Annotated in this window: 18 protein-coding genes and 1 pseudogene; 10 read left to right on the forward strand and 9 right to left on the reverse strand. The window is 59.1% G+C overall.

Going from position 1 to position 25,531, the window contains the following annotated elements; genetic code table 11:
• From FJV77_RS32710 to FJV77_RS29575, 3 genes are all read left to right on the forward strand, one after another.
• On the forward strand, nucleotides 1–180 hold a 180-nt coding region (locus FJV77_RS32710; RefSeq protein WP_142869912.1), incomplete at its 5' end, for a hypothetical protein.
• Nucleotides 181–754: 574 nt separating this feature from the next.
• Nucleotides 755–2,104 (forward strand): calcium-binding protein, encoded by a 1,350-nt coding sequence (locus tag FJV77_RS29570; RefSeq protein WP_142869913.1) that lies wholly within the window; start codon nucleotides 755–757, stop codon nucleotides 2,102–2,104.
• 415 nt (nucleotides 2,105–2,519) lie between these two features.
• Nucleotides 2,520–2,945, forward strand: coding sequence for a hypothetical protein (locus FJV77_RS29575; RefSeq protein ID WP_142869914.1), 426 nt, complete (start codon nucleotides 2,520–2,522; stop codon nucleotides 2,943–2,945).
• Between the two features lie 156 nt (nucleotides 2,946–3,101).
• Here FJV77_RS29575 and cysN read toward each other — a convergent pair whose 3' ends face one another.
• The gene (cysN, locus tag FJV77_RS29580; RefSeq protein WP_142869915.1) at nucleotides 3,102–5,027 is read right to left on the reverse strand and encodes a sulfate adenylyltransferase subunit CysN; all 1,926 of its coding nucleotides are present in this window, start codon (nucleotides 5,025–5,027) and stop codon (nucleotides 3,102–3,104) included.
• Nucleotides 5,028–6,490: 1,463 nt separating this feature from the next.
• On the opposite strand from cysN, the gene FJV77_RS29585 reads away from it, so the two are divergent.
• On the forward strand, nucleotides 6,491–7,120 hold the full coding sequence (locus FJV77_RS29585) for a response regulator transcription factor (RefSeq protein ID WP_348643845.1): 630 nt from the start codon (nucleotides 6,491–6,493) through the stop codon (nucleotides 7,118–7,120).
• A gap of 152 nt (nucleotides 7,121–7,272) precedes the next feature.
• Here the strand turns inward: FJV77_RS29585 and FJV77_RS29590 are convergent, their stop codons facing one another.
• Complete coding sequence (locus FJV77_RS29590; protein WP_142869917.1) at nucleotides 7,273–8,355, reverse strand: hypothetical protein; 1,083 nt, start codon at nucleotides 8,353–8,355, stop codon at nucleotides 7,273–7,275.
• Nucleotides 8,356–8,908: 553 nt separating this feature from the next.
• On the opposite strand from FJV77_RS29590, the gene FJV77_RS29595 reads away from it, so the two are divergent.
• On the forward strand, nucleotides 8,909–9,499 hold the full coding sequence (locus FJV77_RS29595; protein ID WP_142869942.1) for a sugar transferase: 591 nt from the start codon (nucleotides 8,909–8,911) through the stop codon (nucleotides 9,497–9,499).
• Nucleotides 9,500–9,619: 120 nt separating this feature from the next.
• On the opposite strand, the gene FJV77_RS29600 is transcribed toward FJV77_RS29595, so the two are convergent.
• Nucleotides 9,620–9,862, reverse strand: a complete 243-nt coding sequence (locus tag FJV77_RS29600) for a hypothetical protein (RefSeq protein ID WP_142869918.1) — start codon at nucleotides 9,860–9,862, stop codon at nucleotides 9,620–9,622.
• 411 nt (nucleotides 9,863–10,273) lie between these two features.
• Between FJV77_RS29600 and FJV77_RS29605 the strand changes: the two genes are divergently transcribed.
• From FJV77_RS29605 to FJV77_RS29625, 5 genes are all read left to right on the forward strand, one after another.
• Entirely contained in the window at nucleotides 10,274–11,554 is a 1,281-nt protein-coding gene (locus tag FJV77_RS29605) for an O-antigen ligase family protein (RefSeq protein WP_185970470.1), read from the forward strand.
• A 208-nt stretch (nucleotides 11,555–11,762) separates the two neighbouring features.
• Nucleotides 11,763–12,431 carry a hypothetical protein gene (locus FJV77_RS29610; RefSeq protein ID WP_142869920.1) on the forward strand — a complete coding sequence of 223 codons (669 nt, stop codon included), beginning with the start codon at nucleotides 11,763–11,765 and terminating at the stop codon, nucleotides 12,429–12,431.
• The gene (locus tag FJV77_RS29615; protein WP_246691416.1) at nucleotides 12,428–13,444 is read left to right on the forward strand and encodes a hypothetical protein; all 1,017 of its coding nucleotides are present in this window, start codon (nucleotides 12,428–12,430) and stop codon (nucleotides 13,442–13,444) included. The genes FJV77_RS29610 and FJV77_RS29615 overlap by 4 nt, the downstream gene beginning before the upstream one ends.
• 96 nt (nucleotides 13,445–13,540) lie before the next feature.
• Nucleotides 13,541–14,701, forward strand: a complete 1,161-nt coding sequence (locus FJV77_RS29620; RefSeq protein WP_142869921.1) for a PqqD family peptide modification chaperone — start codon at nucleotides 13,541–13,543, stop codon at nucleotides 14,699–14,701.
• Nucleotides 14,698–15,693, forward strand: coding sequence for a nucleotidyltransferase family protein (locus tag FJV77_RS29625; RefSeq protein ID WP_142869922.1), 996 nt, complete (start codon nucleotides 14,698–14,700; stop codon nucleotides 15,691–15,693). The genes FJV77_RS29620 and FJV77_RS29625 overlap by 4 nt, the downstream gene beginning before the upstream one ends.
• Nucleotides 15,694–16,660: 967 nt before the next feature.
• Here the strand turns inward: FJV77_RS29625 and FJV77_RS29635 are convergent.
• The 6 genes and pseudogenes from FJV77_RS29635 to FJV77_RS29660 form a co-directional block, all read right to left on the reverse strand.
• Nucleotides 16,661–16,983, reverse strand: a pseudogene (locus tag FJV77_RS29635) (IS1 family transposase); the annotation flags it as partial.
• Between the two features lie 180 nt (nucleotides 16,984–17,163).
• On the reverse strand, nucleotides 17,164–19,692 hold the full coding sequence (locus tag FJV77_RS29640; RefSeq protein ID WP_246691417.1) for an RTX toxin: 2,529 nt from the start codon (nucleotides 19,690–19,692) through the stop codon (nucleotides 17,164–17,166).
• Nucleotides 19,693–19,830: 138 nt separating this feature from the next.
• Nucleotides 19,831–21,336: a lipopolysaccharide biosynthesis protein gene (locus FJV77_RS29645; RefSeq protein WP_246691418.1), complete on the reverse strand. Its 1,506-nt coding sequence runs from the start codon at nucleotides 21,334–21,336 to the stop codon at nucleotides 19,831–19,833.
• A 159-nt stretch (nucleotides 21,337–21,495) separates the two neighbouring features.
• A complete protein-coding gene (locus tag FJV77_RS29650) occupies nucleotides 21,496–22,374 on the reverse strand; it encodes a sulfotransferase (RefSeq protein WP_142869924.1) in 879 nt (292 codons plus the stop codon).
• Between the two features lie 377 nt (nucleotides 22,375–22,751).
• A complete protein-coding gene (locus tag FJV77_RS29655) occupies nucleotides 22,752–24,125 on the reverse strand; it encodes a polysaccharide biosynthesis/export family protein (RefSeq protein WP_246691419.1) in 1,374 nt (457 codons plus the stop codon).
• A 132-nt stretch (nucleotides 24,126–24,257) separates the two neighbouring features.
• Entirely contained in the window at nucleotides 24,258–25,478 is a 1,221-nt protein-coding gene (locus FJV77_RS29660) for a glycosyltransferase (RefSeq protein ID WP_142869925.1), read from the reverse strand.
• Nucleotides 25,479–25,531: the final 53 nt, after the last annotated feature.

The raw sequence follows: 25,531 nt of genomic DNA on the forward strand, positions 1-25,531 counted from the left end.
TTGCCGACGATGATCGAGCCTTCCGCGCCGGCGTTCTCGGCGATCTGGCGCACAGGCGCTTCGATCGCGCGGCGCACCGCCCATGCAGAGTCCGATTCGGCAGGCGTTGTCGCTCTGCTAGCGGTGGCTTGCGCGAGCGCAACGATGACCGCCCTTATGCTGGGCCTTCGGCGCCTTTAGCGCCGTTTGGCCTGACTAGTCTTCGGTTCCGAAGATCCGCTCATGGCAAGAGAGACATGGGGGCCGCAAGATTCGACTGTTTCGCTGTCCCGGAACTTTCGACGGTGTATGCGGTAATCGGCGGCAACGACGGGCATTTAGGCGAAGCTACGAACCGGGAGAGCTGTCGATGAAAGCGGCCACCTCTTCGCGATCTCCTCGCGCAAGCCGGGACGCAATTCCGACCAAGACCTCGGATGCTTCACCCCGTCCCCTCTGGGTTCGTCGTACTTCTTCATCCGCTCGGTTCCTCCTGGCGCCGACGATAGCCCATCATCAGGAAGGAACACCCATGGACCGCGACTTTGCGCGGGCGCCTGCGCTCGTCAACGAGATGGTTTGCCGACTGGTCGTGGTAGCTCTCTAGCGGGATCAACGTACTTATCCGCGGGCGCTGTAATTGGACGTGGGTGTCCGATATTTTGTCATATTTTGTGATTTGCGCGATATCGCCGACGGGGCTCTGATGTGTGCAGGCCTTTCTGGCTTCAGGCACGTGGGGAAAGAGGGCGACGGGTGTGAAAGGTGGCCAAGCATGGCCTATACGAACACCATTGTCTTGAGCGGCGACTATGGCTACCGCCAATATAAAGCATCCGGTCTGCCCGCCGACACCCTTATCGATGCCACCAACGCCTCGTGGATCGTCGCCAATCAGGGAAGCCCCACCAACCTCTATCCCTTCGCGGTCGTCAACCCCGGCGACAATCTCCTGGCTTTGGGCGGCACGATCAACGGCACGGTCTCCCAAACCGGCGACTGGGAGAACATTTACGTCAACTCCGCCGCAATGCGTATAAATTCAGCCCACAGCTTTGTCATCGACGACTGGACGATCACCCAGCCCTGGGATGGCATCCGTGTCGGCGGCACTGGCACCTTCCTTATCGAGGATAGCTATGTCGGCAACTCACGCGACGACGCGGTCGAGGACGACGACGTCATCGGCGGCACCATCCGGGATTCCCTGTTCGACCACGTGTTTTCCGGAGTGAGCCTTGGCGACGGTGACGTGGATGGGTCTGACAACACGGTCAGCATGGATGGCATGCTTCTGGGCATGGGAGAGTACCTACGCAAAGGCGAGATGACCCACGGTTCGCCATTCAAACTCGACAAGGGCACAGGCGCTGACGATATCGTACCCAGCCTGCACTTTATCGACTGCGTGGTGGCGATCACAGACGTTCACCACAACGGCTTCGAGCGGGTGCAGCGGGCCTGGGACAAGACGGTCGAGTCGCACGGCAATTACTATCTCAACCTCTCTGACACGCCGCTGCCGGCGGATTATCCAATGCCGCCCGCCGGCTGGACGGTCCTTCAAGGCCAGGCGGCCCGCGATTACTGGGCCAACGCCAAGGCGGCCTGGCATGCAGCCCATGACGGGACCGACCCGATACCGTCACCTCCGATCCCGCCGACCGACCCGACCCACGGAACGACCGGGAACGATACTTTTGTCGGCACTAGCGCGGCCGATACCTTTGATGCCCTGGCTGGCAACGACACACTGCGGGGCCTGGGTGGCAACGACGTGCTGACCGGTGGCAGGGGCGAGGACACCTTCGTGTTTGACACGGCCTATGGCCCCGGCAATGTCGACACACTCACCGACTTCGACGCGGAACATGACGCGCTCTATCTCGACAGTGCCGTCTTCACCAAGCTCGGCTCCGGTTCCTTGTCCAGCCCGACACACGTGAACTCGTCTTATTTCGAGTTGCGAGAACACGCCGAACACAGCAACGATTACCTGCTCTACAACCGGACCACGGGCGTTCTGTCCTATGATCCCGACGGCTCGAAATCGACCCCCCAGGTGGAAATCGCCCACCTAGAGCCCGGGGCGGCCCTGACCTATCACGACGTGTTCGTCGTTTGATCGCTCATGCGATCGCACATGGCACAGCGAAGCGCGAGCGTCGCCGGTGTTCCTGTTGCGACTGACAGCAATCAGAAATGGCGGCGGATAGCGCCCATCTAGTCGCCGGTGGCGGGTTTCGCGATGTGGGCTTGCTTGCGCTCAAACGGTTCCCAAGTCGCAACGGTACATAAGTAGTTCGGGCCGTGAGTATCGGGGGAGGCGCTCATGATGACGCCAGCGCTGAAAAGAACTCGCCTTTTTGCTGTGGGACGTGGGTCTGTTCGGGCGTCGGCGGCGGCGGAGCAATGCGCAGTATTAGTCAAAATTTGCCAATCGCGATTGTCCGTCGAGAAACCGCTTACCCGGCCTTGTCAGCGCGTCGTGGCGCGATAATTTTTGTTGAGAAGGGGACTTCGATCAAAAGGAGCCGACCATGAAACACCAAACCCGAAGCCAACTGCAGACAATCGCAGAAGTGGAACCCTTGTCGACGATCATGACCCGGCAACAGCGCATCGAGCGCTGGGCAAAGTTGCTAGACGAACATCCCGAGCGACGCTTGGGAGCGCTGACTGAGACTGAGCATCTGAAGTGGCAAGCCCGCGACGCAGCACGCAGTGAGGGTTCGCCAATCACAGTGGCCTTCGAGGATCCGGTACTGCGTGTGGCCGGCCTGAAAGATGACACCTATGGGGAAGCAAAGCGCTTCTTCGAACTGTCTGACTGGGAATTGCACGACATCGTCTGCAGTTGCCATGTCGGGACCACGATAAGAGGGCAATGGGCTGCCGCCAGAGTCCGCCGGGTAATCGCTGAGAACAGTTTTCTCAAATGGTTCAGGGAGAAAATGTGGCACTGAGGTCGCCTAGAATAGCGACAACGATTGCATCAGTAAGAGCCCATGACATCCGGCTTCTCTCGCGGTCCACCGCACAGCCGGTGTGGAATACGCGCATCACCTCGCGCCCGGCACGCGAGCGCCAGCCGCTCGGAGATTTCGAGCATCAGCCTGTCGTCAGAGGCCGCCGCCGCTGTCATCGGCAATGTCGCGATCGTTCAGCCAGTGTTCCAAGGCGTCTACCATCTCTTCGGCCGATTTGCCGAGTGTCTTGAGATGGATTTCCGGGTTTTCCGGCGCTTCGTAGGGAGAATCGACGCCGGTGAAATTCCTGATCTCGCCATTCAGCGCCCGCGCGTAGAGGCCCTTCGGGTCGCGCCGGGTGCATTCCTCGAACGGCGTATCGACAAACACCTCGACGAACTCGCCGTCGGCCATCAACTCGCGCGCCATGCGGCGCTCGGCGCTGAAGGGCGAGATGAAGGAGACGATGACGATCAGCCCGGCATCGGCCATCAGCTTGGCGACTTCGGCGACGCGGCGGATGTTTTCGACGCGGTCGGCGTCGGTGAAACCAAGGTCGCGGTTGAGGCCGTGACGGACGTTGTCGCCGTCCAGAATATAAGTATGGCGGCCGGTGGCGAACAGCTTCTTTTCGAACAGGTTGGCGATGGTCGACTTGCCGGAGCCCGACAGTCCGGTCAACCAGAATATGGCGGGCCGCTGGTTCTTCATGTCGGCGCGCACGCGTTTGCCGACATCGAGCGACTGCCAATGGATGTTTTCGGCGCGGCGCAGCGTATGCAGGATCATGCCGGCGCCGACCGTGGCGTTTGAGATGCGGTCGATCAGGATGAAGGCGCCGGTGGTGCCGTTGTCGGCGAAGGTGTCGAAGGCGATCGGCGTCCGCGTCGAGATGTTGCAGATGCCGACTTCATTCATGTCGAGCGACTTGGCCGCTTCATGGGCAAAGTTGTTGACATTGATCCGATATTTCAGATCGGTGACGGTGGCGCTGGTCTGGTCGGTCTCGGTGCGCAGGAGGTAGGAGCGGCCAGGCAGCAGCGCTGCCTCATCGAACCAGACGATGTTGGCGGCGAACTGGTCGGCGACCTGCGGCCGTGCGGCCGGCGAAACCAGCATGTTGCCGCGCGAGATCTCGACCTCGTCGTCAAGGACGAGTGTTACGGCCTGGCCGGCAGCCGCTTGGATGAGATCGCCGCCATACGAGACGATCCGCTTAACGCGAGAGGACTTGCCGGACTTGGCGACAACAACCTCGTCGCCGGGCGCAACCGAGCCGGAGGCAATCGTGCCGGCAAAGCCGCGGAAGTCGAGATTGGGCCGGTTGACATACTGCACCGGGAACCGGAACGGCAGTTCGACCATCGCTTCGTCAACCGACACGGTCTCGAGATGCTCGATCAGCGTCGGGCCGGAATACCATTCCATGCTTTCCGATGGGCGGCTGACATTGTCACCATAACGGGCCGACATCGGGATCGGCACGATCGTCTGGAAGCCGAGCTCATGCGAGAACTGCCGGTAATCCTCGACGATGCGATCGAACACCGCCTGGTCGAAATCGACGAGATCGATCTTGTTGACGGCCAGCACGATGTGGCGGATGCCGAGCAGCGAGGCGATGATCGAGTGGCGCCGGGTCTGGCGTAGCACGCCCTGGCGCGCATCGATCAGCACGATGGCGAGATCCGCGGTCGAGGCGCCGGTCGCCATGTTGCGGGTGTATTGTTCATGGCCGGGCGTGTCGGCGACGATGAACTTGCGCTTGGGCGTGGCGAAGAAGCGGTAGGCGACGTCGATGGTGATGCCTTGCTCGCGCTCGGCCTCGAGGCCGTCGACCAGAAGCGCGAAGTCGATGTCGTCTCCCGTCGTGCCATGTTTGCGGGAATCGCGCTCGAGTGCTGCAAGCTGATCCTCGAAGATCTGCTTGGTGTCGGACAGAAGGCGGCCGATCAACGTCGACTTGCCGTCGTCGACCGAGCCGCAGGTGAGGAAGCGCAGCAGCGACTTCTTCTCCTGTGCCGCCAGATAGTCGCGGACGCCGTCGGCGGGTGCAAAGCTCTTTGCCACGTGGCGCACGGCTAAAAGGATCCCTCGCGCTTCTCGTCGAGGCGCAATTTCATGCGCTCGTCATCTCTGGGGATTAGCATGCCATCGCGTTCCACCACCGGCCGTACCTCGGTGAATAGCGCTTACTGCGGTGGAACAAGGACAGGTTAAGGATCGGCGTCCGGCGGCTCTCATCCACGGCAGTCCGCCACGCGATGCAATCCGAAAGGCGCCCCTGTAATATACCAGGCGATCCGATCTCGTCCCCGATGGGCATGGTCATCTCCAAGCCTATCTCTGGCTCTTCATAACCCTCCTGCTCGCCGCTGTCACGATCTGCGCTTCCGGGAGATCAGGCAAGAAGATCGGGAGCGCGTCCGTCGAATGGCCCAATCAATGGGTCAGGTCCGCCTAACTCGGATTGCAAGGCTTCTGATCACGAAGGCCCTGTGGTGGGGCGCCATCCCATGCCAATCACGCTGAGACTATCGTTGCTGCCAGCTCTGATGTGAAGCCCGTCCGCCGTGGCCAAATGCGACCCATTATGGGTCAGCACGCCTGGCACCGCAATTGCGTTGATAGGTGTGGGCTGGGCGAGGGCCCGTCGTCCCGCAAATGGGGCGGCGGGCCTTTAGTCAACGAGGATTGGGATGGAGCGGCCCGGCACCCCCTTGTTGGGATGGGCTAGGACACCGGGCCTGACCGACGGGCAGTTGTGAGAAACCGCGCCGGGGGCTGGGGGACTATATGCGATCATGCCAGATATGTGCAAAGCATACGAACGAGGTACGGACGTGCGCTGGTCACTGAAGGCCGGGGAAGTGGCGGTCTCCCTGCCAGCATATTACGAGCTTTTTCTGGTCCTGCGCGCACATCTCCTTTTGACCTACGACGAATTAGGTTCGAGCAGCATGGGATGCGCCTAAGGGAGTGTGGACCGGCAGCGGTCAGTGCGGTTCCCTAAAATTGCGGCCCGATTCCTCCGAATCGCAAATTTGCACCTCTCATGTCGAGACATTCCGCATACACTTTTTGGTGTGGCATCAAGCCTGGACAATCCGATGCTGTTAGGGGCTGACATATTAGCTAGCTAAGATATAATTACAAATTGTTAACCAGGATTAATGCGTCTTTTCCACAGCATCGTAGTATGCCTTCCAGGTTGGGTTACCTCTAAAGGGCAGGGAAGCCGTACGTCCGTGCGTTGGGGCGGCGTATGCCTACTCCTTAAATCCATTCCTAAGACCTAAGCAGCCTGACACACGTAAAATGAGCGTATCAGTTCACGCTGACAAGCTTTTGCTAGGGAGCCAAACCAAAAGGAGAAAAGGCAAAGTCAGCGGCGGAGAGGAGCAGGTAAGTCGATGGCACACCCCCAAACTTCCGATTTTTCGAATGACGCGACAAGGCCGCTACACAACGGGCAGATGCCGGCCGCAAATGGCCTTAGCACGTCCGCTCTCGAAGACGGACATCGAGGCGAAGGTCTTGTCATGATTGTCGACAAGCGAGCACTTGAGCGTGAATGCCTTGCCCGTGGCCTTGTCGAACACAACCCCACTTTGCGCGTTAGCGCGGTAGGATCGCTCGACGAAATCCACCACATTGCCGGGGAAGCGGAGCCGTCTGCGATCCTCGTCATCCTTGGTTCCAGAAAGGTCTCCGACCAGACTAATCGGGCGGAACTTGCGCACTTCATTGCCGAGATTGGCGCCGTACCCGTAATCGTCGTGGTGGATTCCGACGAGCCGGCGGAGGTTCTCGCCGCACTCGAATGCGGCGCCCGTGGCTACATTCCCACAAGCGTGACGGTGAAGGTCGCTGCCGAGGCCATTGGTCTCGCTCGCGCGGGAGGAATCTTTGTACCCGCCAGCTGCGTGCTGGCGCTCCGAGAGGTCATCAACTCGTCGGCAAACGGTGCCCGTCCGCTCGCCGGTATGTTCACCATACGCGAGGCGGCGGTCGTGGAGGCGCTCAAGAAGGGCAAAGCGAACAAGATAATTGCCTACGAACTCAACCTCTGTGAGAGCACCGTCAAGGTCCACATCCGCAATATCATGAAAAAGCTGAAGGCTACGAATCGCACGGAGGTAGCGTACAAACTTAGACAGATGTTGCTTTGAAGGCTGCCTTCGATCGGTCCTTGCCTGGACGACTCCAGCAATACAACTGCTGGATGCGTAAATGGCGGGCTAGCGGTTCGCCGTTCTGATCAAACCGAAGGTCGATCGTCTCGTCCGAGCCTTTTCGCGAGACAGGCACTCTCGGCGGGTGTTCAGGCACGTTCCCGACCAACCGTCGCGGACCCTGCCTTCACCAGAAATCCAATGCTGTCCTCTCCGAGCTCCGCGCCCCGATATGCGGCTTCCGCGACCTTCAGCCCACCCGTCAGTCTGCGGATCATTGGAACCGGTCCGAGTACGTCAAGTGGAAGGCCTAGCTGACCAATGGTGGGCCGCTTCGGTGGCCAGATCCTGAGGCCGAAATAACTGGCGGCCGAGCGATCGATCCCGCCACTGAACTGCACCAGCAGCGCTTGGCGCGAGTTCCGGGCAATACGGCCTAGGCTGTTGATGTCCATTGGTGGTTTGTCGGAGGGCCTCATCGCGACCACGATCACATCCCATGCATCGCCGGTCAGGAGCTCGGGGTGCGAAAAAACGCTTACACTGGCCCCCCCCTCGCGTAGTGTATGCTCAAAGAATGGTGCACAGGGCGTGTCGCAGACGATGGCGATCCTCGCGGCGCGTTGATCGACACCGGCATCGCCGAGCAGGATGCAGCATAGCCGCGCGAATTCCGGCAGCAGGTCTATAGCTGGGTGGCTGAGATTGGGAGCGGCAACCTTGATGCCGGCCTCGTCGCAGGCGTCGAAGTCCACGACGCCCGGCCGAAGCTCCCATGGTTCAGCCATCAGCGAAACAACCGCATGCGAGGGCAAGAGTTCGATAAGCGATCTCGAAATCGGCCCGACCTGGGGACAGTAGGTAACGATGTCGACATCCTGCCATTTGCGGCTGTCGATGCGGTTCGTGACTTCAACGCGTTCGGCGACCTTGGCGTGCTTGGCAAATGCCAACGTCGCGTCTGCAGTTGCCGCGAAGCTCGGATGTCGAGAGGAGATGCGGGTGAGCGCAACGACACGGCTGGCATTGGCGAGCGCCGCCACCGTGGCGGTCACCGCTTGGTATCCTGTCGTAGCGCCAACGACCACGGTGAGGCCAGAGAGATCGAGATCAAGCGAGGCTATTTGCTTGCGCACGATAGCAAGTACTCCGGCAATGTCGATTTCCGAAACATCAACAGCAAACGACTTTGCGGGTAAATCACGTGACGAAGGCATCAAGCTGGGCACCACGTTGGGCGCTCCCCAATATCAGATAGGCCGGCGATATCCTTTGAGCGATCAACTGCCTGCCGGGTCTCGCCTCAAGTGCGATGCATGTGCACTTCCTGCATTGCATTGACGGACGCCTGAGCGGCGCTGCGCATTTAGCAAACGTGGTTCCTTTATATCCTATCCTTGCCAGAGCGTGACGGCCTGAACTTGGTTGGCGCTTTGACCTTATGGTTATGGTCGCCGAACGAATTGGAATGCAGCTCTGCAATACTGCCGAACCTGCCGATCCGCTACTGCAGCAAACGGATGCAGGTGATACGCCGTTTGATCAGAAGGCTTACCGACGTACGCCGCCGACGCGCCTATCAGGCAAAGGGGTAACGAGCGCAGGGTATGGCGCTACCTCCTTTGCTTCTCTTGCCGACAATGACAAGCCGCAGTGAAGTGGGCCAACATCAGCAGCATTTCTTGGTAAAAACCCGTGACAATCAGCGCATTCGACATAAAGCGCCGCAGACCCGGCATCCGCATCCGACAAAACGTCCATCCGCTTGGAGGCCGGCCCAAGAGGATGGTGGACGTGACTGTCGCATTGATCGCGCTTGTTCTCGCTGCACCGGTGATGCTGGCGGTTGCCCTTTTGATATTGGTGACCGACGGGGGACCGGCGGTATTCTCACACACCCGGGTAGGATTCAACGGCAAGCGCTTCGCCTGCTACAAGTTCAGGACCATGGTGGCCAACTCGGAGCGGGTTCTAGCCGACTATCTCGCGAGCAATCCCGAAGCCGCCAAGGAGTGGGAGCAGAATTGGAAATTCAAGAACGACCCGCGCATCACATTCCTGGGGCATATTCTCAGGAAGTCGAGCCTGGATGAGCTGCCGCAACTCATTAACGTGCTGCGCGGCGAGATGAGTTGCGTCGGCCCTCGTCCGGTCGTTCCGGACGAATTGAAACGTTACGACTCCTTTGCGATCGACTATTTAAAAACCCGGCCGGGGCTAACCGGCCTGTGGCAGGTGACAGGCAGAGACGCAATGGATTATCCCAGCCGTGTCGCCATCGACAGCCGGTATGTGCGGGAATGGTCCCTATGGGCCGATGTCGTTATTCTCGTGCGGACTGTTTTCGCCGTGATGAAATTCGACCGTGCATCTTGATGAGCGCATCGCAAATTTCCTGCCTCATGCTGTCGTCGTCCCAAAACCGCAGCGTGCTTTCGCGACCGCAATGGCGAACAGGTGCGGCACCGGGCGCGGCGAAACGGCAGCCGCAGACCGTCACTGCTCACGTGACATGCCTCGGCGCCACACGACGCCAAGGAAGAGGCCGAGCAAATAGGTGCACTGCAGAACGACAACGAGAAGCAGGATTGAAAGCAGGCGGTGCCAATCACTGCCGATTCCACCTGCAACGGCGCCGCCCACGACAGTCGCCGCGGTCATGATGATGAGCGCAGCTGCTCGAAAACGCAATCCCAGCAAAATGCCGATTACACCTACGGCGACAAGGCCCCAAAGCACGGCGATCTCCTATGGGTGGAAGACTCAGTGTGCCATACCCAAGTCTCCCATATCTGCGAATCGGCACCAACACTCAATCCGGCTGCACAGTCTCGCCGAAGCTCAATCAAGTGGCGGAAATCGCTGCAACTCCGCCGCTTAGCACAAAAGGCGTAGAGCACCCTGTCCAAATGCCCCCTTTTCGCTCATTTCCTTGTCCACCTGCCGAGCCTACGCTGCTTGTAAATAGGTATGCGGAGATTCACCCGCCATGCGGCAGCATGCAATGAAATACAATCCGCGCAGGGAATGCTGAGCCTGTGTTTATCGGTGCTGCTACTCAGGACAACAAGGCGCTGGACGTTGCGCGTTGGGGCAGGGCTGTGTCGGCGCGAAGTTCCCGCACAATGCTTTCGGTGTGACAACTCATCTATGCTGCAGGCATCCGTTCTTTTGCTGATCGTGTCCATCTGGTTCCCTGGCGCAACGCGGATTGCCGGAACGGATGGCTCGCTTTCCTTCTTGCTGGCTCTGTTCTGCGCCCTCTTAAGCATCGGTGCCTATGCCGAAACGGCAAGACGACTCCATCGGGTCGAAGCGACCTTGGCGACTGCGGTGCTGATGATATCTGCTTTCATCATCATTCTGTCCCTGCTGTCGATGCTCTACGCAGACAATCCGCTCAGGACGATGCGCGCGGTTTTCGCACAAGTGTTTGGTTTCGGGATTATTCCAGCAGTCGCAGCGATCTCCACGAGACCCAAGGGTCTCGTGGCAGTCGACAGGGTTGTGATGGCGATAGTCATCATGAGCGTTGTAACATCCTGTCTTGTCGCAATCGGACTGGGCGATGCCAGATTCGCGGATCGGGCCGAAGGCTATTTCAAGCACTCTAACCAGCTCGGGATCGCCTTGTCGGCCGGTCTGCCCCTTATCGCCGCGAAGATGGTCTCATCTCGCAAGCATCGAGTTCTTCTCTTGGGCTGCCTCGTTGCGGTGCTCTTGGGTCTGGTGAAATCGGGTTCAAAGACAAACTTCGTTCTCGGTGTGGCGGGGCTCGGTGCATTCTTCGGATTATACAGTATATATCTGATCAGAAGAAAGAAGAGTCCCGTAAAAATAATAGTCGGAACCGTTGTCGCTCCGATATTGCTCCAAGTGAGCCTGATGGCATTGCAGTCCCTGAACCCACGGGCTTACAACCTTCTGGCTCTTCAACTTTCCGGAGGCGAGGCGCATTCGGTGGTATCGCGACAGCGCCTGTGGTCCATATCGATAGATCTCGGCCTGTCGCATCCGTTCATGGGAGTGGGGGCAGGGCAGCCGGTGGGCCATATCGCTCCCCATAGCCACAATTTGTTCATCGACTTCTTCAGAACACTGGGAGTGCCTGGACTCGCGTTGGTGTCGATCATGGTTCTCGTTGTCTTGGCATATCTGGTTAGCGCCGTCCTGTGCACATTGCTCGGCAATGACAGGGGGAGCGACCAGGCGGCGGAAGTGAATGTGATGGTGCTCGGAGCGTCGGTTTCCCTGTGGAACTACATCGTCGCAAACCAGATGAGCGATTCCTTCGGTCCATCAACTGCGGCCTTCTTCTGGCTGCCGTTGGCTTTGCTCATCTTCTACCGCGGCATGCAACGATCATTGCAGACCGGTCTTGAGCGTCCAAAGTTGTACGCGGGGACCGGGTCCCAACTATTTCAACATTGAGCTGTTCTTCAACCTTCCGAAAATCAGCTTCCACCTGAATCCAGTGATTACGCACACAGCTCGTGACCAAAGGGCTGGCTTGCCGCCAAGCGTCGAACCATGCGCGCTTCAAACAGACATCCGATTTGTGGAATTCTTTGGTCTCCCCGGAATTGGAAAGACAACCGCATCCACCCTGTTAGCGAACGGCCTACGGCGGTGCGGCCCGTTGGTAGCCGATGTGCGAGTAGCGTGGGAGGCCAGAAATTTCATCGGCCGCCAAATCTATAGGATCGGTATTATTGCACCAAGATTTAAGGATCGTGAGTTTCGCTCCCTGTTCGCGCGAATTGCGCGCTTTGTCATCGAAAGCGGGCAATCATCAATTGTCGATGCAGCCAGAGTCATCTGGAATCTTTCGTTTCTGGTTGCCTATGTCCAAAGCGAGAGAGCAGAAAAGAATACCATTGCTATCATGGATCAGGGTCTGTTGCAGGGGTTCTTGTCCATTTTGCTCAAGAGTCGGCATCGGGCGACATCCGAGAAGTGGCTTGATATTCTGTTCGCCATTGGAGTGCACGACATAGCTTTTGTCCATCTGCGCGGCGAGCTCGGCGTGGCACGAGATCGACTTCAGAAAAGGGGCGATCGGTCCTCGCGGATGCAAAGGGCATCTCCTGACCGCGACTTTGATCTCTGGTTGACAGCGGACCGTGCTTGCCGCGAGATTGCGGCCGATCTTGAGGGGGGGATGGGGACGGAAGATCACGCCGGCGTACTGGCTGCGGTCGTCGTGGAAAGGTTTGCTTCACCCGAAGACGTCGCCGAAAGGGTTCTCGATGCTGTGCTCCTGGCCTGCCTCAAACGGCATCGGCTGTGCGATTCGGTAGGTCAATGAGCACGCGCATGGATCGCCGTTTATTCATGAGCGTCGCCGGCGTCTATCCTGTAATCGTCCTGTTGCCCGGCTTGTGCCAAGCCCAAGATGGACAGACGCCGGAAGGCAACGAGTTCGTTCTGGCAGGTGAGTATGGCTTCGAACAGCAATTGATCCGGAATCTCCAGCCGGGAGCAACTATCAACGCTCGCAATGCTGCCTTCACAGTTGCCAACAGCAGAAACATCGATCCCAGCGCAATGATGGGCTGCGACGAGGGGCCGTTGCCGGTCAATCGGTATCCTGTCGTCATCCGCAACTGCCCCGGCGTTCGCTTTGTCGGCGGCCGCTTCGACGGCCAGGTGCCGCTAACGTCCGATTGGCGGGACACCTACTGCAATAGCGCGGCTCTGCTTGTCAGGGACGGAACCACCGACGCGACAATAGAGGGTGTTCGTGCGCGCCGCTGCTGGGACGGCATTCGTTTTGCCGAGCACGCCGACGGCTTTCGTCTAAAAGGATGCTGGCTCAGCGAAATCAGGGATGATGCGGTGGAGAACGACTATCTCCTCAGCGGCATCATTGAAGACTGCCTGTTCGACGGATGTTTCTCCGGGATCAGCCTGGATCCTGCGTCAAACGAACGGGACGGAACAGGAGAAACCGTACGGATCGATGGATCCCTAATCCGTATGCACGCCTTTCTCTCCAAGGGCGAAATCACACACCAGGCGCCGATCAAGGCTGTCGATCAGTCACCCAGGTTGAGGATCACGGAATCGGTTTTTGCATTGGCTGCCGCTAACATGCGTGGATTGCGTCGCCTGGAAAGAACATGGCGGCTGACGATTGAAAGTCGCGACAACGTGTTGCTGTGGCTGCCCGATGAGCCAGTCCCCTCCGCATTGCCGCTGCCGCCGTCTGGTTTCAGATTTCTGACGGGCGCCAACGCCCGCGAATATTGGAACAAGGCGCATCTCCAGTGGATCGCGACCCACCAGGACGTGGTTCGGTTCTCCGACGAAGTGCTGTGAGAAGTTGCGGCCGTCGGCAATGATCATCCGAACTGCGAAGTCTTGTGGCGCTCGCATGCAACCTGCCTTGCAACAACAGCTTGGACCATCACCGCCATGAACCAGCACGAGGCGATTGACAGAAGTGTGGTGTCGGGCCCCGCCGATCACAGTCCTGGGACGTTTGTGATTCAGGGGCGGTTGGCACGTGTCAGGGGACAAAACATCCTGTTCAGCCCATCCCGGAAGGCCATTTTCGCCGTCAACGATACTGCTGCCGACATCTGGCGCGCTCTGGAAGAAGGCATGTCACCGCAAGCCATTTCGGCCGAGATGACGCGCGGTGGCGTTCATAGGCTTGAGGCAGACAGGCATGTCCAGGCTGCGCTCGAGGATTGGCAGCGGCTGAACCTGATACGGCCCTTCGCGCCTTTGTCTGCTTCGTCAGGTCAAAAGGCCGTGAGCCAGGTGGTGTCCGTTGCGGGCCTCAACATACGCATCGTCTATCCGGCAGCCTGCGCCTTTCCCGCAATCACCGTGTTTCAGCACCTTGAGGTCAAAAGAGAGACTGCCGACGTTCTGCTCGAGGTGGTCGGACATGGGGGGCGGGTCCACCTGCTGCGGGATGGCGAGTGGATTTCCTCCTGCTCGTGCGACGAACTACCCGTCATGCTGAAGGGGCAATTGCTGACCGAGGTTCTGGATCACGGCGCCTATGAACTTGCTCTCCATGCGGCAGCGCTTTTCAGAAATGAACGCATCGTTCTTCTTTGTGGCAATCCGGGCGCCGGCAAGACAACGCTGACCTTGGCATTGGTCCATGCGGGATTTGGCTTTGCCGCAGATGATGTGACGCTGCTGGACTCTAGAGGGCATGGCATTGGCCTTCCGTTTGCCCCAGCAGTCAAGGCGGGAGCATGGCCGCTGCTGGCCGAATACTGCCCCGACCTCGGTGCCGTTCCAGTCTGTCGCCGCCCAGATCGCAAGCGTGTACGGTTTGCCGTACCCAAGGCGTTCGTGCCATTGCCTCCCGCTCCCCTACCTATCGGCTGTGTGGTCCTGCTCCGTCGGCGTCGCGACTCGAAAGCTAGCCTGGAGCCGGTCGATCCAGCTAACGCATTGCGCGGTCTTCTTAACGGCGCGCTTGCACCCGGCGGAGAGCTGAGCGGCACCGCGTTTGACGTCCTGGTCCAACTCATCGGATCGGCGCGAACTTATTGCCTGGCCTATTCGAGGCTTGATGATGCGGTACAACTGATCACGAAAGCGTGCCGATGATCAGCAGGGGCGTCGCGCTGCAGGGGTTGGTCGCCGGGCTGCGCGGCAGTCCGACCGACCGGACCGATTGGCGGGCCGTGATTGCTCTGGCCAATCACACCCTGCTCACACCCGATTTATTCTCGTCGCTCGCGCGCGCCGGACAGACCCACCATCTTCCGCAGGACGTGCGCGAGTACCTTGAGTTCGTTCACGACTGCAATCGGGAACGGAACCTGCGCTTGCGTATCCAACTGCATGAAGCCGTTGCGGCCCTCAACAGCCGCGACGTCGTTCCGTTTCTGCTCAAGGGGGCCGTTCCCCTGTTCCTTTCGCCGGCCGGCCGGGTTCCCAGCAGGATGACGAGTGACCTCGATCTAGCCGTGGAACCGCCCGAAGAGACGATCGCCCGAGCCTGTCTCGAAAAGCTTGGCTACGTCGATGTGGCGGGCGCTCGAGGCATGGCCCGCCAGCAGGACGCCGGCATGCTGGAACTCCGGACGAGCCGGGCGAACGGCTTTGACCCCCCCAAGCTCGTTCAGCGAGACGGTCTTCGGGTGAAGATTCCGTCTGCTCAGTCTCGCGCCCTGCACTGGATGGTGCACGACCTTCTCAAGGAGGGAGATTATTGGCGCGGAAGGATAGATCTCAGACACCTTCATGATCTGGCCCGATTGGCGGAAAGCGACGACGTGGACTGGACGGTACTGCAGGCATCCATGTCGGATCGAAGCGCCCGCAATGCGCTCGACACTCAGCTGTTGGCCCTGCACTATTTCTTTGGGACCAGAATCCCGGCAAAATGTGCACAACGCCCAATGGTCCGTTTCCAGCATTGGAGGCGCATCTTCACGGCGACCCACCCCATCATCGGCGCCCCGTTGCGCCTGGCCGGCAATTTGATGTGGGGCACATGGCGGTTTTCACGTGCCTACGGTTTGGGGCGACGTCGACCGTCCTACCTCTTGCGTCGCATCGCTCGCACGCTCTTCAACCCTCGTACGAAAATCTAAGCCTTTTGGAGAACTAGTACCGCCGTATCAGCAAGCTTAATGTGAAAGCTGTGAATTTGCGAAAGTTTGTGAAGGGGTCTGACATGTCAACTGAAAGCACAAAACGCTCGGGACCGACGCCGGAAACCCTGGTCTCGGAGGCTCAAGCGCGCCGTGAATTTCTCAAGAAGGCGGGGCGTTTTGCGGCGGTTACGCCGCCGGCTGTGACGCTCTTGCTCGGCACAAGCTTGAACTCCAGGGCGATTGCCAAATCGGGCGGCTCACGCCCGGGCAACGGTTGGGGAGACAAGAACCACATTCACTCCGGTCCTCCCGGCCAGGCGTAAGCTCCTGGTGCATCCTGGTCGCTGAAAACAGCGTCTTGAGGACATAGGGCTCCAGCCTTTTCATTTGGAAGCCCGGACCGCTCGCGGCACGCCAAGTGCCGCGAGCGGTCCGGGCTACATTGCATTGACATCATTCCGAACTACAATCAACGCGGCTTTCAGTAGTGGGTCAGTTTGAAATTGCTCACGTCGAGGTTTTCCAGCACCCATAACGCGATTTAGATTGTCTTCAAATTTTATTAGAGTATGCTTATATTAGGCACAGAGGCCATGCCTCCAAAGATGCGGCGTGTGAAGCGTCTTGGGGAGGAATACAAATGAGAACGCTTCTTATCGTCACGACGGCACTTGCATTCGCAGCCTCGGCTCCCGCGTTTGCGGACCCTAAAGGCAGCACTACGTCAACCACCACTGAACAAGGACATAGCGGAAATCCACCAAACAATGATAACGGGACGACCACGACCACCACAACGACCGGACCAAGCGGTCAGGTGGATAATGGCAAGACCGACTGTAACAATTGCTCGACGACAACCACGACTAGTGGGCCGGGCAACAAGTAAGAGCGCAGAACTCCGCTTACGGGGCGCAATTGGGAACGCGCCCCATTTTTTACCCCATTCCGAGCGCCGCAGGCCTTACACAGCGGCTTGCTTTTTGTAAGGACCGCGAACCATCGGCTTTTCAGCTTCCTTCGCCTCGATCAGCGCAACGATGTCCGCAATCTCCCAAAGCTTGTCAGTGACGCCGGCGGCCATTGCTGGTGGATGCGCACGAAATTGTAATACATGAAGTGAAGCGCGACCGCATTGGCGTGAGCTTCCACCTTCTTTGAGAAGCCGTTGGTCAGGCGAGTGAAGCGGCGCATGTGCATCCGCATGGTTAGGTTCTGGCGCTCTGCAAATGACGTGCTGACGTGCTTGGGATCGGGATTGCCTTCGATGGTCTCTTTGCGGGCACCAGTGCATTCAGCGGGGTCTTGGTCATGGCTTAAACATGGCATGCCCATTCGCCTTTTTCTAGGCGAGCGAGATGCTAACGGGCATATTCGTTGGCGGTCAGATTTCAAACTGACCCACTACCCGGCTTTCGGCCGGCGTGACGTGCGCGCCAAGGGATTGAGCCATCGCGTCGTGCCGGTTCAGACGAGCCAATCATTGAAATGGAATTCGTAGATATTGCCGTCGTTCTCGGTTGGATTCGAGTCATTGTCCACGCCCCGATCGACGATATAGAGGCTCATATGATGGCTCGGATCGTCGCTGCTGGGCGCCAGCGCCAATCCGGCCGGTTTTTTCAAGTTGGCTGAGGAGATATCGAGCGTGCCCAAAAGCTCCCCTGTCGTTGTAACCATTGCCACTGAGTTGCGCGACTGAATGATGTAAAGGAGGTCGTTGACCGGGTCATACGCGATGCTTTCGTCAGAGGGGGTTCCCAGCGCGCGCGCAGAAAAACTCGTTACGATGTCATCGCCGCCCGTACTCGCGACGCCGTCGAATTTGCCATTCTGACCTGGTGCGACGGTGTAGATCGTCTGTGTTGAGCCATCCGCGACATACAGGACGCCACGTTTGGTATCATAGGCAATGCTTTCCGGGTCCGTGCTGCCAAATGCCGACGTCCTGAACGAGGTCACGATGTCGTCGGACGTATTGTAAAGTCCGTCCTTGCCGGGGTTCAGTTCGTACACGCTCTTGGTGCCGGTATCGTCCGCGAAGAAGAGATGGTGGTTAGCAGGATTATAAGCGATCCCGGCGGGCTCGTCGGAGAAACTGACGGTCGTGAGTGTTCCCACAAGATTGCCGCTCAGAGTCGTTTGGTAGAGATTCTTGCCGGTAAAAATGGACATCTCGTCCACTTCACTGTCGGCAACAAGCAGCGTGCCCAAGTGAGAGATATAGACGATATCAGTGGGGTCGGGGCTCGGCGGCGACCACAGCGAAGTCGGGATAGTATGTGCCAGGGTCAACGACGTCGGCAGCTGGTTGGCCATGACGTTGACGTTGAAGGCGTGGGTATCGGTGCTGCCATCGGACGAGGTGGCCGTGACGGTGAGGGCGATCGACGGCTCCGACGCCGCGTTGAGCGTGCCGGTACTCGAGCGCGTGATGACACCGGTGCTGGCATTGATGGCGAAGCGGGTGTCATCGATCGTGTAGGTGACCGTCGATCCGGCATCGGGATCCTTTGCCGAGGCGGTGATGCCGATCGCCGTGCCGGCGGCGGCGTTCTGGCCAATCTGGTTGGCGGCGGGGTTGGCATCCGGCGAGGAGTTGAAAGCGACCGGCTCAGGGCTGTTGAGGACGGCAAGGCTGAAGGCCTGGTTGGCGGTGCTTCCGTCGGAGGAGGTTGCCGTCACTGTCAGATTGATCGACGGCTGGGTCTCGAAGTCGAGCGTGCCGGTGGCTGAGCGCGTGATGACGCCGCTGCTGGAATTGATTGCAAAGCGCGAGTCATTGATGCTGTAGGTGACGGTCGATCCGGCATCGGGATCCGTTGCCGAGGCGGTGATCCCGGTGGGGGCACCTGCCGCGGCAAGCTCGGCGATCTGGTTGGCGGCGGCGTTGGCGTCGGCCGGGGTGTTGAAGGCCACCGGATTGCCGGATCCAGGCAGCAGATATTCTATGTGCAGCAGCGGTGCGCTGGCCGGATTGTATTCGTATGAATCGGCCGTGCGCGTGCCGGTGCCGGTGACCATAAATGCCATGTCGTTGAGCGCCGCCCAACCCGAGCGGTTGACAATCTCCTGCACGATCGCCGACAGGTCCGGCGAGCGCTCGGCCAAGCCGTGGGCGCCCACGGTGGTCCACGGGTCCGGCGTCCAGGCGGCGGACGCGTCCGTCGCCGCGCGCGAGGACACGTTGAAGCTGACGCTGGTGAAGGCGCTCGCGTCGTCGGTGTCTTCGCCCTTGATCAGCAGCGAGGTCGCGCCGGTCTTCACCTCATTGGCCTGGAACTGGATATAGGCGCTGGTGATGATGGCACCTTGCGGTATGTCGATCCCGGTGAAGCGGATGCCTACCGTCTGGCGGGTGCTGCTGTCATAGCCCAGCTCAAGGTCGTTGATGTTGGTCGAGATCGAGCCCGAGCCCTTCTCCTCGACATCGTCGCCGGCGGTCGCCACCCTAGTCTCGAAGATCGGGTCGATCGCACTAGAGCTGGCAGCAAGGAGGCTGCTGGTGGTGACCGCGGCGCGCGTCGAGACCGTGCCGACGTCAGCAACTGCCTCAGGGATAGTGGTGGTAGAGGTCAGAAAGCTGTCGGCGTGACCCTTTTCCACATTGTGCCACAACCCAGAGGCCTTCGCCGCAAGCCTGTCGAGAAGCGTGCTGTCCAGATGAATGCCAAGTCTGGCTGCCGCCTCGGTGAGGCCAGTCGGTTTCAATCCGCCCTCGTTCCCCCATGCCGGCGTGATCTGATGCTCGGAGACGAGATCGAGCGGGTTTGTGGCGGGATCAAAGCTGGTGGTTTGATTGCCCTTGCCGGTTTCGGCAGCGAGCCCATCGCCAAGCTCGGAGAGTACGCGCGGAGTCTCGCTGCCGCTCGCTGATCCGCTGGGCTGGGCCCAATTGTCTATGTTCAGCCCGTCGCCTTTGATCCAGGCGTCGATGCCGAACTCCGTCATCAAGAGTTTCGCGTCACCCCAGGGAAGCTCAGGCAGTTTAGCCATGTTGGATTTCCTTTTCGCATTTCTCTCGATTAAATCCGGAATTGCGACGTGCCCGACAGAGCGTCAGTTCCGATACCCAGATCGAGCATGGCGGTAACGCAGCGCACGAAAGCCGCGGCCCAAATGTTCTGTCGTTGACTAGTCAATTGCCTTCTTCATCCTGGGCCAGGCGGGCGCTACCGCAGCGAGCAAGCGCAGCAGTGATTGCCCGTCTCGCCCAAGAAACAGCGAGGGCAGGATCCAGCACAGCAGCAAGCCCCCGGCAGATGCCAGCAATGCCGTATCGATGAGCAGGGGAAGAGGAGATAGATGGAACTCGCGCAGCCGTTCCACCAGTGCCCAGACGCCGGTTCCGACAACGCCCGCGAGCGCGAGCCCGGGCAGGTGTGCCACAAGGAAGTCCCCCCATGTCATCCCGGTCACGCGGAGGCTCAACTGTGCCATGAGCAAGAAGTTGATCCCGAAGGCCGCGCCGACGCCGAACGCCACGCCCTCTATGCCCCAGAATTGCCCTATGAGGGAGCCGGCGAAGACGCCGATGGTAAAAGCCGCCTGGCGCCAGGCGCGAGCGTAGACCGTTCCTGTTGCGCGCGAGACGGAATCGCTAAGCTTGTAGCTCGTGCGGAACAGCATGCTGAACGCTAGAATCTGGAGCGGGGCGACTACCCCTACCCATCCTCGCCCGAGAATGACCGCAACCAGTTCCGGGGCGACGATCGCCACGACCACACTGGCCGGCAGGACAAGCAGAGCGCAACCCGCGACTGCGCTGCGATAGGCACGAGCAAGCCGCGCGGGCTGCTCCTGGACCAGCGCCATGGTCGGGAACAGCACCCGATCGAGAACCTGACCGACGATGACCGCGGGCGTCGTCATCAGTTGTGACGACAGGCCGTACAGTCCAAGTGCATCGGCGCCGAGCCAGCGGCCCACGACAAGCCTGTCCGCTTGGGTGGCCAGGTAATTGCATACCCGGGCAATGGTGAAACCGCTTCCGAAATAGAGCAGTTCGATGATGGTGCCCCGCTCAAGCAAAGGCCGCATCGGATGCGGCTGACCCGCGAGCAGCACGACCATGCGGATGAATTGCTGGATCAGGAGCGCGCCGACAAGGGCCCAGATGCCGAAGCCGAGCCAAGCCAGGAGCGGACCGGCAATGACGTAGCCCATCGCGAAGGCGCAGGCATCGACGAGCGCCAGCCAGCGAAATCGCAGCGCGCGCTGGGCCGCGGCCAATGCGACCATGGAAGCCCCTTGGAAAAGGAACACCAAGCAGATGACGCGAACGACGGGAGCCAGATCGGCGAGCCGAAGGAGGCCGGCAATTGCCGGTGCCATCGCCCAGACCAACGCGGACACAGATAGGCCGAGGAGGCACGACAAAGTGAATCCGACCCGAATATGCCGCTCTTCCAGTACAGGTCGTTGGACGATCGCGGGGGTAATGCCAAGTCCCTGGAAGATCGCCGAAAACTTGATGACGATCAGCGCTGCCGAGTAAAGACCGAACTCATTGGGCGATAGCAGCCGGGCCAGGATGAGAAGAGCGACAAGCTCCGCGAGTGCGAGGGCACCCATGGACAAGGACGTCCAGAACATGCCCACGACACTTTGTTTTGCCAGCCCGCGCCTGTTGTTGCTCACGTCTGTCTCCACTCCTCGGCCGACCGAAACAGGTTGCGTCGACCCTGGATCCGCCGAGCGACGGCTGATGCTCGGCGACATGCCCGCAATGTCCCGATCGCATTAGTCATGATGGGGGCTCGGCCGCCGTGCCGACCGCCCGCGCCTTACGCGCCTCACCTATTGAAGAAGCGACGGAATTTCGTAGCGATAGAATTCCATCTCATCCCGGACCTCGGGTATGATCGCCGTCAGGTCTTTCTTTTCGAGGCGGAGCCACTTCTGCTGGCGGCCAGGGTCGATCATCTCCTTGGCCTTGCGAGCGATATCGTCGGTGCAATTCAGCCCGCAATGTTCATAGATGCGGCGCAAGACCAACTCCGGATCCTGTATCAAATCCTCATAGCGAAAGGACAGCACGCGGCCGTTGCCCAGCCTGGCGAGATCTTCTCGAGCCCTTCGATTGCCACGCGCCCACTGGCGCGCGATCACCGTCAACTTTTCATGCTCCTTCAGATCCCGATCTATTCCATTGTAACGTGGCCCATAGATCGATGTGTATTTCCTCCCAAGCAGTCTTTTCGTGACCATCTGTTTTACAACATCTTTTGCGTAATAATGGATTTGTGTGACAGGGGTGATTTTCAAGAGGCGTATTAGTCCCTTGATAGACTTTGCTCGCTGCCACTTAAGCTCCATCGAGCTTATGTACGAAAATGGGTTCCTCGTAATATAGAGGAATATAGCCTCCGGAAAAATCCGGTGCACAAACGGCACGCGCAAGACGTTGGCAGGCGTGTTTTCCATGATTTGCCGGTCACCGTGCCGTGACTGATAGTCGAGGAACCGGCCGCGAATGTAACGAGCGACCCTATCGGTGGCATCGGTTTCGACGAATTCGTCATGACGCCGCGCCGGATCGGCGTATAGCCACAATGTCTTTGGCTCGTACCAGGTAACGATGTCGGGGTGCAGCCCGATCAATTTTTGTGCAATTGTCGTCCCCGACCGATAGTTGCCGATCAGAAAAATCGGAGGTTTCAGCTCTTTTTCTGTCATCACAAGTCTCCGTCGCTAAAGGGTGAGCCAGGATTACGCCGATCCGCACGACAAGCTGCGGATTGCACCCGCGATGCACGACCGGACGATAGGAAGGCGGCGCCGGGCGCGACGTAACGTCTTGCGGAGCGCCGCCGCACTGAGGAGGTGTCCGCTCTGCTCCGTTTCGACATGGGAATTCGGCCGCCGGAGGCGGTTCCGACGACTGCCAGTGCTGTCTCAAAGATCATGTCAAGGTTCTGGAGATGAGATTCTTACCCCGGATAAGCCGGGGCCGGATCAGGTCGGCCGATCAAGGCACGAAGCAACAATGTTGCGGAGCGACGACGGTAGGCCTGCAGCAAGCCCGTGTTCGATGGAGCGGACACCCGTTGGTGCTATTGGCCGACAATGCTTGGCTGAAGTGCCGGTCCTTCGGCATTGGGTGCCGCCGTTGTTCCAGACGTGTCCGGTGCGTAGAACCCCTTGTTGGCCACAACCGAAACCTCGATGACGTCGCCGGCTCTGACTTCCGTATTTTCATCGGCGACGATGTCGTGGGCGACTTTCTGGTCGCGCCTGAAAATCGAAATCTTCACAGAGTCTTGCAGGTCGTCGAAGGTCCTCTGTTCGCCATATGTGAAGATGAAGAGAAGCTTATCGGCAACATACCTTATCTGACTTTGAATTTTTCCCAGCTCGACCTGCGTATCCTGCGTTTGCGAGATCAGGTCCATTTCATAACTCTGCTTCTTTTTTCTCAGCTCACTCTCCGAGTTCAGCATCGCCTGCTGCGCCTGCTCCTGCTGCAGTTCGGTCTGCGCAAGTTCGGCGCGATAGCTCGTATGGGCTCTTTCCGCCGTCATGACATTCGAGTTGGTTATCAGACCTTTTTCCCGCAGCGACCGGGCAGACTGCAGTTCTTCAAGTTGAATGTTTGCGGTCTTTTCCCTTTCTTTTCGCGCGGCAGCGACCATAGCTACTTCCTTCCGGGCCCGATCCAACGAGACATCCAGATAAGAAATGTCGTCCCGATATGCGGTAAGGCGGGCGTCCAGTTGCGCTTGTTCGGACGCAATGATGTCGGCAATCAAGTGTCCGCCAAACTCAACCGGCGGATCCGCCGGAGCAACGAAGGATTTGTCCGCCCGGCTTTCCGCCTGAAGCCGGGCGAGCCGAACCTTCAGACGATATTCTTCGATCGCCAGACCTGCGCGTGCGCTGCGCAGATCAGCTATTTGCAGGGCCGGCTCCGTGTTTCCCGCGACGGTGGCCCGAAAGCCGCCGGCTATGGTGAGCGCATGGCGAACGGTAATTCCGGGTTGAAACGGGTACGATCCGGGATGAGCCACCGTTCCGGAAATAAAGAATGGCCGGTACTGACCGATCTCCACTTTCACGAACGGCTCGAGAATGAGCTTCTGCTGCTGAAATGCACGCTGAATGGCCTGCGAAAGGGCAACGCTGGTGAGGCCGCGCGCCTGAACATCACCCAACATGGGAAGTGATATCGAGCCCCGATCATCAACCACGACGTCCAGCGGATAGGATTCCTCGCCAATCACGGATACGCGCAGGACGTCGCCGGTGTCGAATGTATATCCATCCGCACGGGATGCATCTGCGGTGAGCAGAACAAAGGCAATGGCGAGACCACAAATCATTGCCAGCATGCGGCCGGCGACAGGTTCAAATCCGGGAAAAAGCCGTCGGCCCCAATCCTTCATTCGCAAAGGCTTGGAAGGAAAATGCTGGTCAGCACGCAAACGCATCGTCGTACTCCGGTTGTGTTGCCTGCCGTCAGGACCAATCGATATTCGTCGACCGGAGCGTGACAGCAGGTGTTTGTTAAAGTTCGAGCAGCAAGCCTTGGAAATCCGTGCTCCTTCGAAGGAGCAAAGGGATCAAAATCCGTGCAGTCCTAAGGGTTGCTTGGCGAGGCCATCGCGAATTCGCGTCTCGGTTGGCCTTGCGGATGAAAGGGCTGTTTCAAGAACGGATTGATAAATCAACTCGACCCTATCGCACATGGCGTCCAGCCCCCAGGATGAAAGGTCGGTGAGTTTCGCGCCATCAGCCAGTCGAGCGCGCCAGTGCTCATTTTGGAGAAGGTCGGCGATCGCAGCTGCTGCGGCGCCAACGTCTTCTCCGGGCGTCACAATTCCATTCACGCCGTGCTTCACAACCTCCTCCACTCCCGGCAGATGCGAGACCACGCTGGCTCGACCGCCCGCCAGATACTGCATCATGACGCGAGGTAGTCCTTCTCGCATCGACGTCAGCACACACACGTCTGCTAGACTGATCAGCCGCTCAGGCTCGCTATGGTATCCGATCATGCGAATGTTGTTTGCGAATGGGGATCGTTCAATCGCCGATTCAATAGTGGCCCGCGCCGGTCCTTCACCGGCCAGGATGAGTCGCACGTTCGGAATTCGGTCGACGACTTGCCCGAACGATTCAATGAACTCGACATGGCGTTTTCGCGGCTCCAGTGCGGCCAGCATCAGGATCACCGGTGGCTTTGGCTCTCCGACAGCCGTCCCCAGGAGCAGATGGGGGTCTTGCGGCCATTGCGCGTTCGCGAAGCGCGCCAGATCGAAGCCGGAGTGAACGACATGGTGCTGATCGGCGCTGCCCAGATGATTGGCGATGCAAATGTCGCGCATAGCCTGGCTGACATCGATGAAAGCGCGCGTGAACTTCGCGGCCAGGCGTTCGGCACCCAGAAATATCAGCCTCCGCGCGCAGCCCACATGGACGAAAGGCAAAATGTGCACGCCATGGATGATGCAAGGGATATTGGCTTCCCTGGCAGCAAGCCGGCCGACGATTCCGGCTTTGCTTTGATGTGTGTGCACGATGTCAGGCCGCCAATCGCGCATAAGACGAGTGAGTTGCCCGAATGCAGAAATGTCACGGGATGGTGAAATCGAATTGATGAGTTTTTCCAGGGTCACCACTCTGACGGCTCCGGCAACGGATGCCCGCAACCTCGGATCATACTCCTCGCCGTGAACCAAAAGCACGTCGTGGCCGTGCCGCGCCTGAGCTAGACAGCAGGCCAATGTGTTCTCTTCGGAACCTGCCCGAAGCAGTCTGGTGAGCACATGAACGATCTTCATTTGCTTATACCTCAGGGGATATGAAATCCGGGGCGCGCATCCGGTGAAAGGGC

The organism is Mesorhizobium sp. WSM4306 (assembly GCF_007003975.1).
In the GTDB taxonomy this organism is placed as follows: domain Bacteria; phylum Pseudomonadota; class Alphaproteobacteria; order Rhizobiales; family Rhizobiaceae; genus Mesorhizobium.

Excerpts from the sequence above, each read along its gene's own strand:
- FJV77_RS29570 (WP_142869913.1), top strand. The coding sequence starts at position 755 with ATGGCCTATACGAACACCATTGTCTTGAGCGGCGACTATGGCTACCGC.
- FJV77_RS29575 (WP_142869914.1), top strand. The coding sequence starts at position 2,520 with ATGAAACACCAAACCCGAAGCCAACTGCAGACAATCGCAGAAGTGGAA.
- FJV77_RS29585 (WP_348643845.1), top strand. The coding sequence starts at position 6,491 with ATGATTGTCGACAAGCGAGCACTTGAGCGTGAATGCCTTGCCCGTGGC.
- FJV77_RS29595 (WP_142869942.1), top strand. The coding sequence starts at position 8,909 with ATGGTGGACGTGACTGTCGCATTGATCGCGCTTGTTCTCGCTGCACCG.
- FJV77_RS29605 (WP_185970470.1), top strand. The coding sequence starts at position 10,274 with ATGCTGCAGGCATCCGTTCTTTTGCTGATCGTGTCCATCTGGTTCCCT.
- FJV77_RS29615 (WP_246691416.1), top strand. The coding sequence starts at position 12,428 with ATGAGCACGCGCATGGATCGCCGTTTATTCATGAGCGTCGCCGGCGTC.
- FJV77_RS29620 (WP_142869921.1), top strand. The coding sequence starts at position 13,541 with ATGAACCAGCACGAGGCGATTGACAGAAGTGTGGTGTCGGGCCCCGCC.
- FJV77_RS29625 (WP_142869922.1), top strand. The coding sequence starts at position 14,698 with ATGATCAGCAGGGGCGTCGCGCTGCAGGGGTTGGTCGCCGGGCTGCGC.
- FJV77_RS29640 (WP_246691417.1), bottom strand. The coding sequence starts at position 19,692 with ATGGCTAAACTGCCTGAGCTTCCCTGGGGTGACGCGAAACTCTTGATG.
- FJV77_RS29650 (WP_142869924.1), bottom strand. The coding sequence starts at position 22,374 with ATGACAGAAAAAGAGCTGAAACCTCCGATTTTTCTGATCGGCAACTAT.
- FJV77_RS29655 (WP_246691419.1), bottom strand. The coding sequence starts at position 24,125 with ATGCGTTTGCGTGCTGACCAGCATTTTCCTTCCAAGCCTTTGCGAATG.
- FJV77_RS29660 (WP_142869925.1), bottom strand. The coding sequence starts at position 25,478 with ATGAAGATCGTTCATGTGCTCACCAGACTGCTTCGGGCAGGTTCCGAA.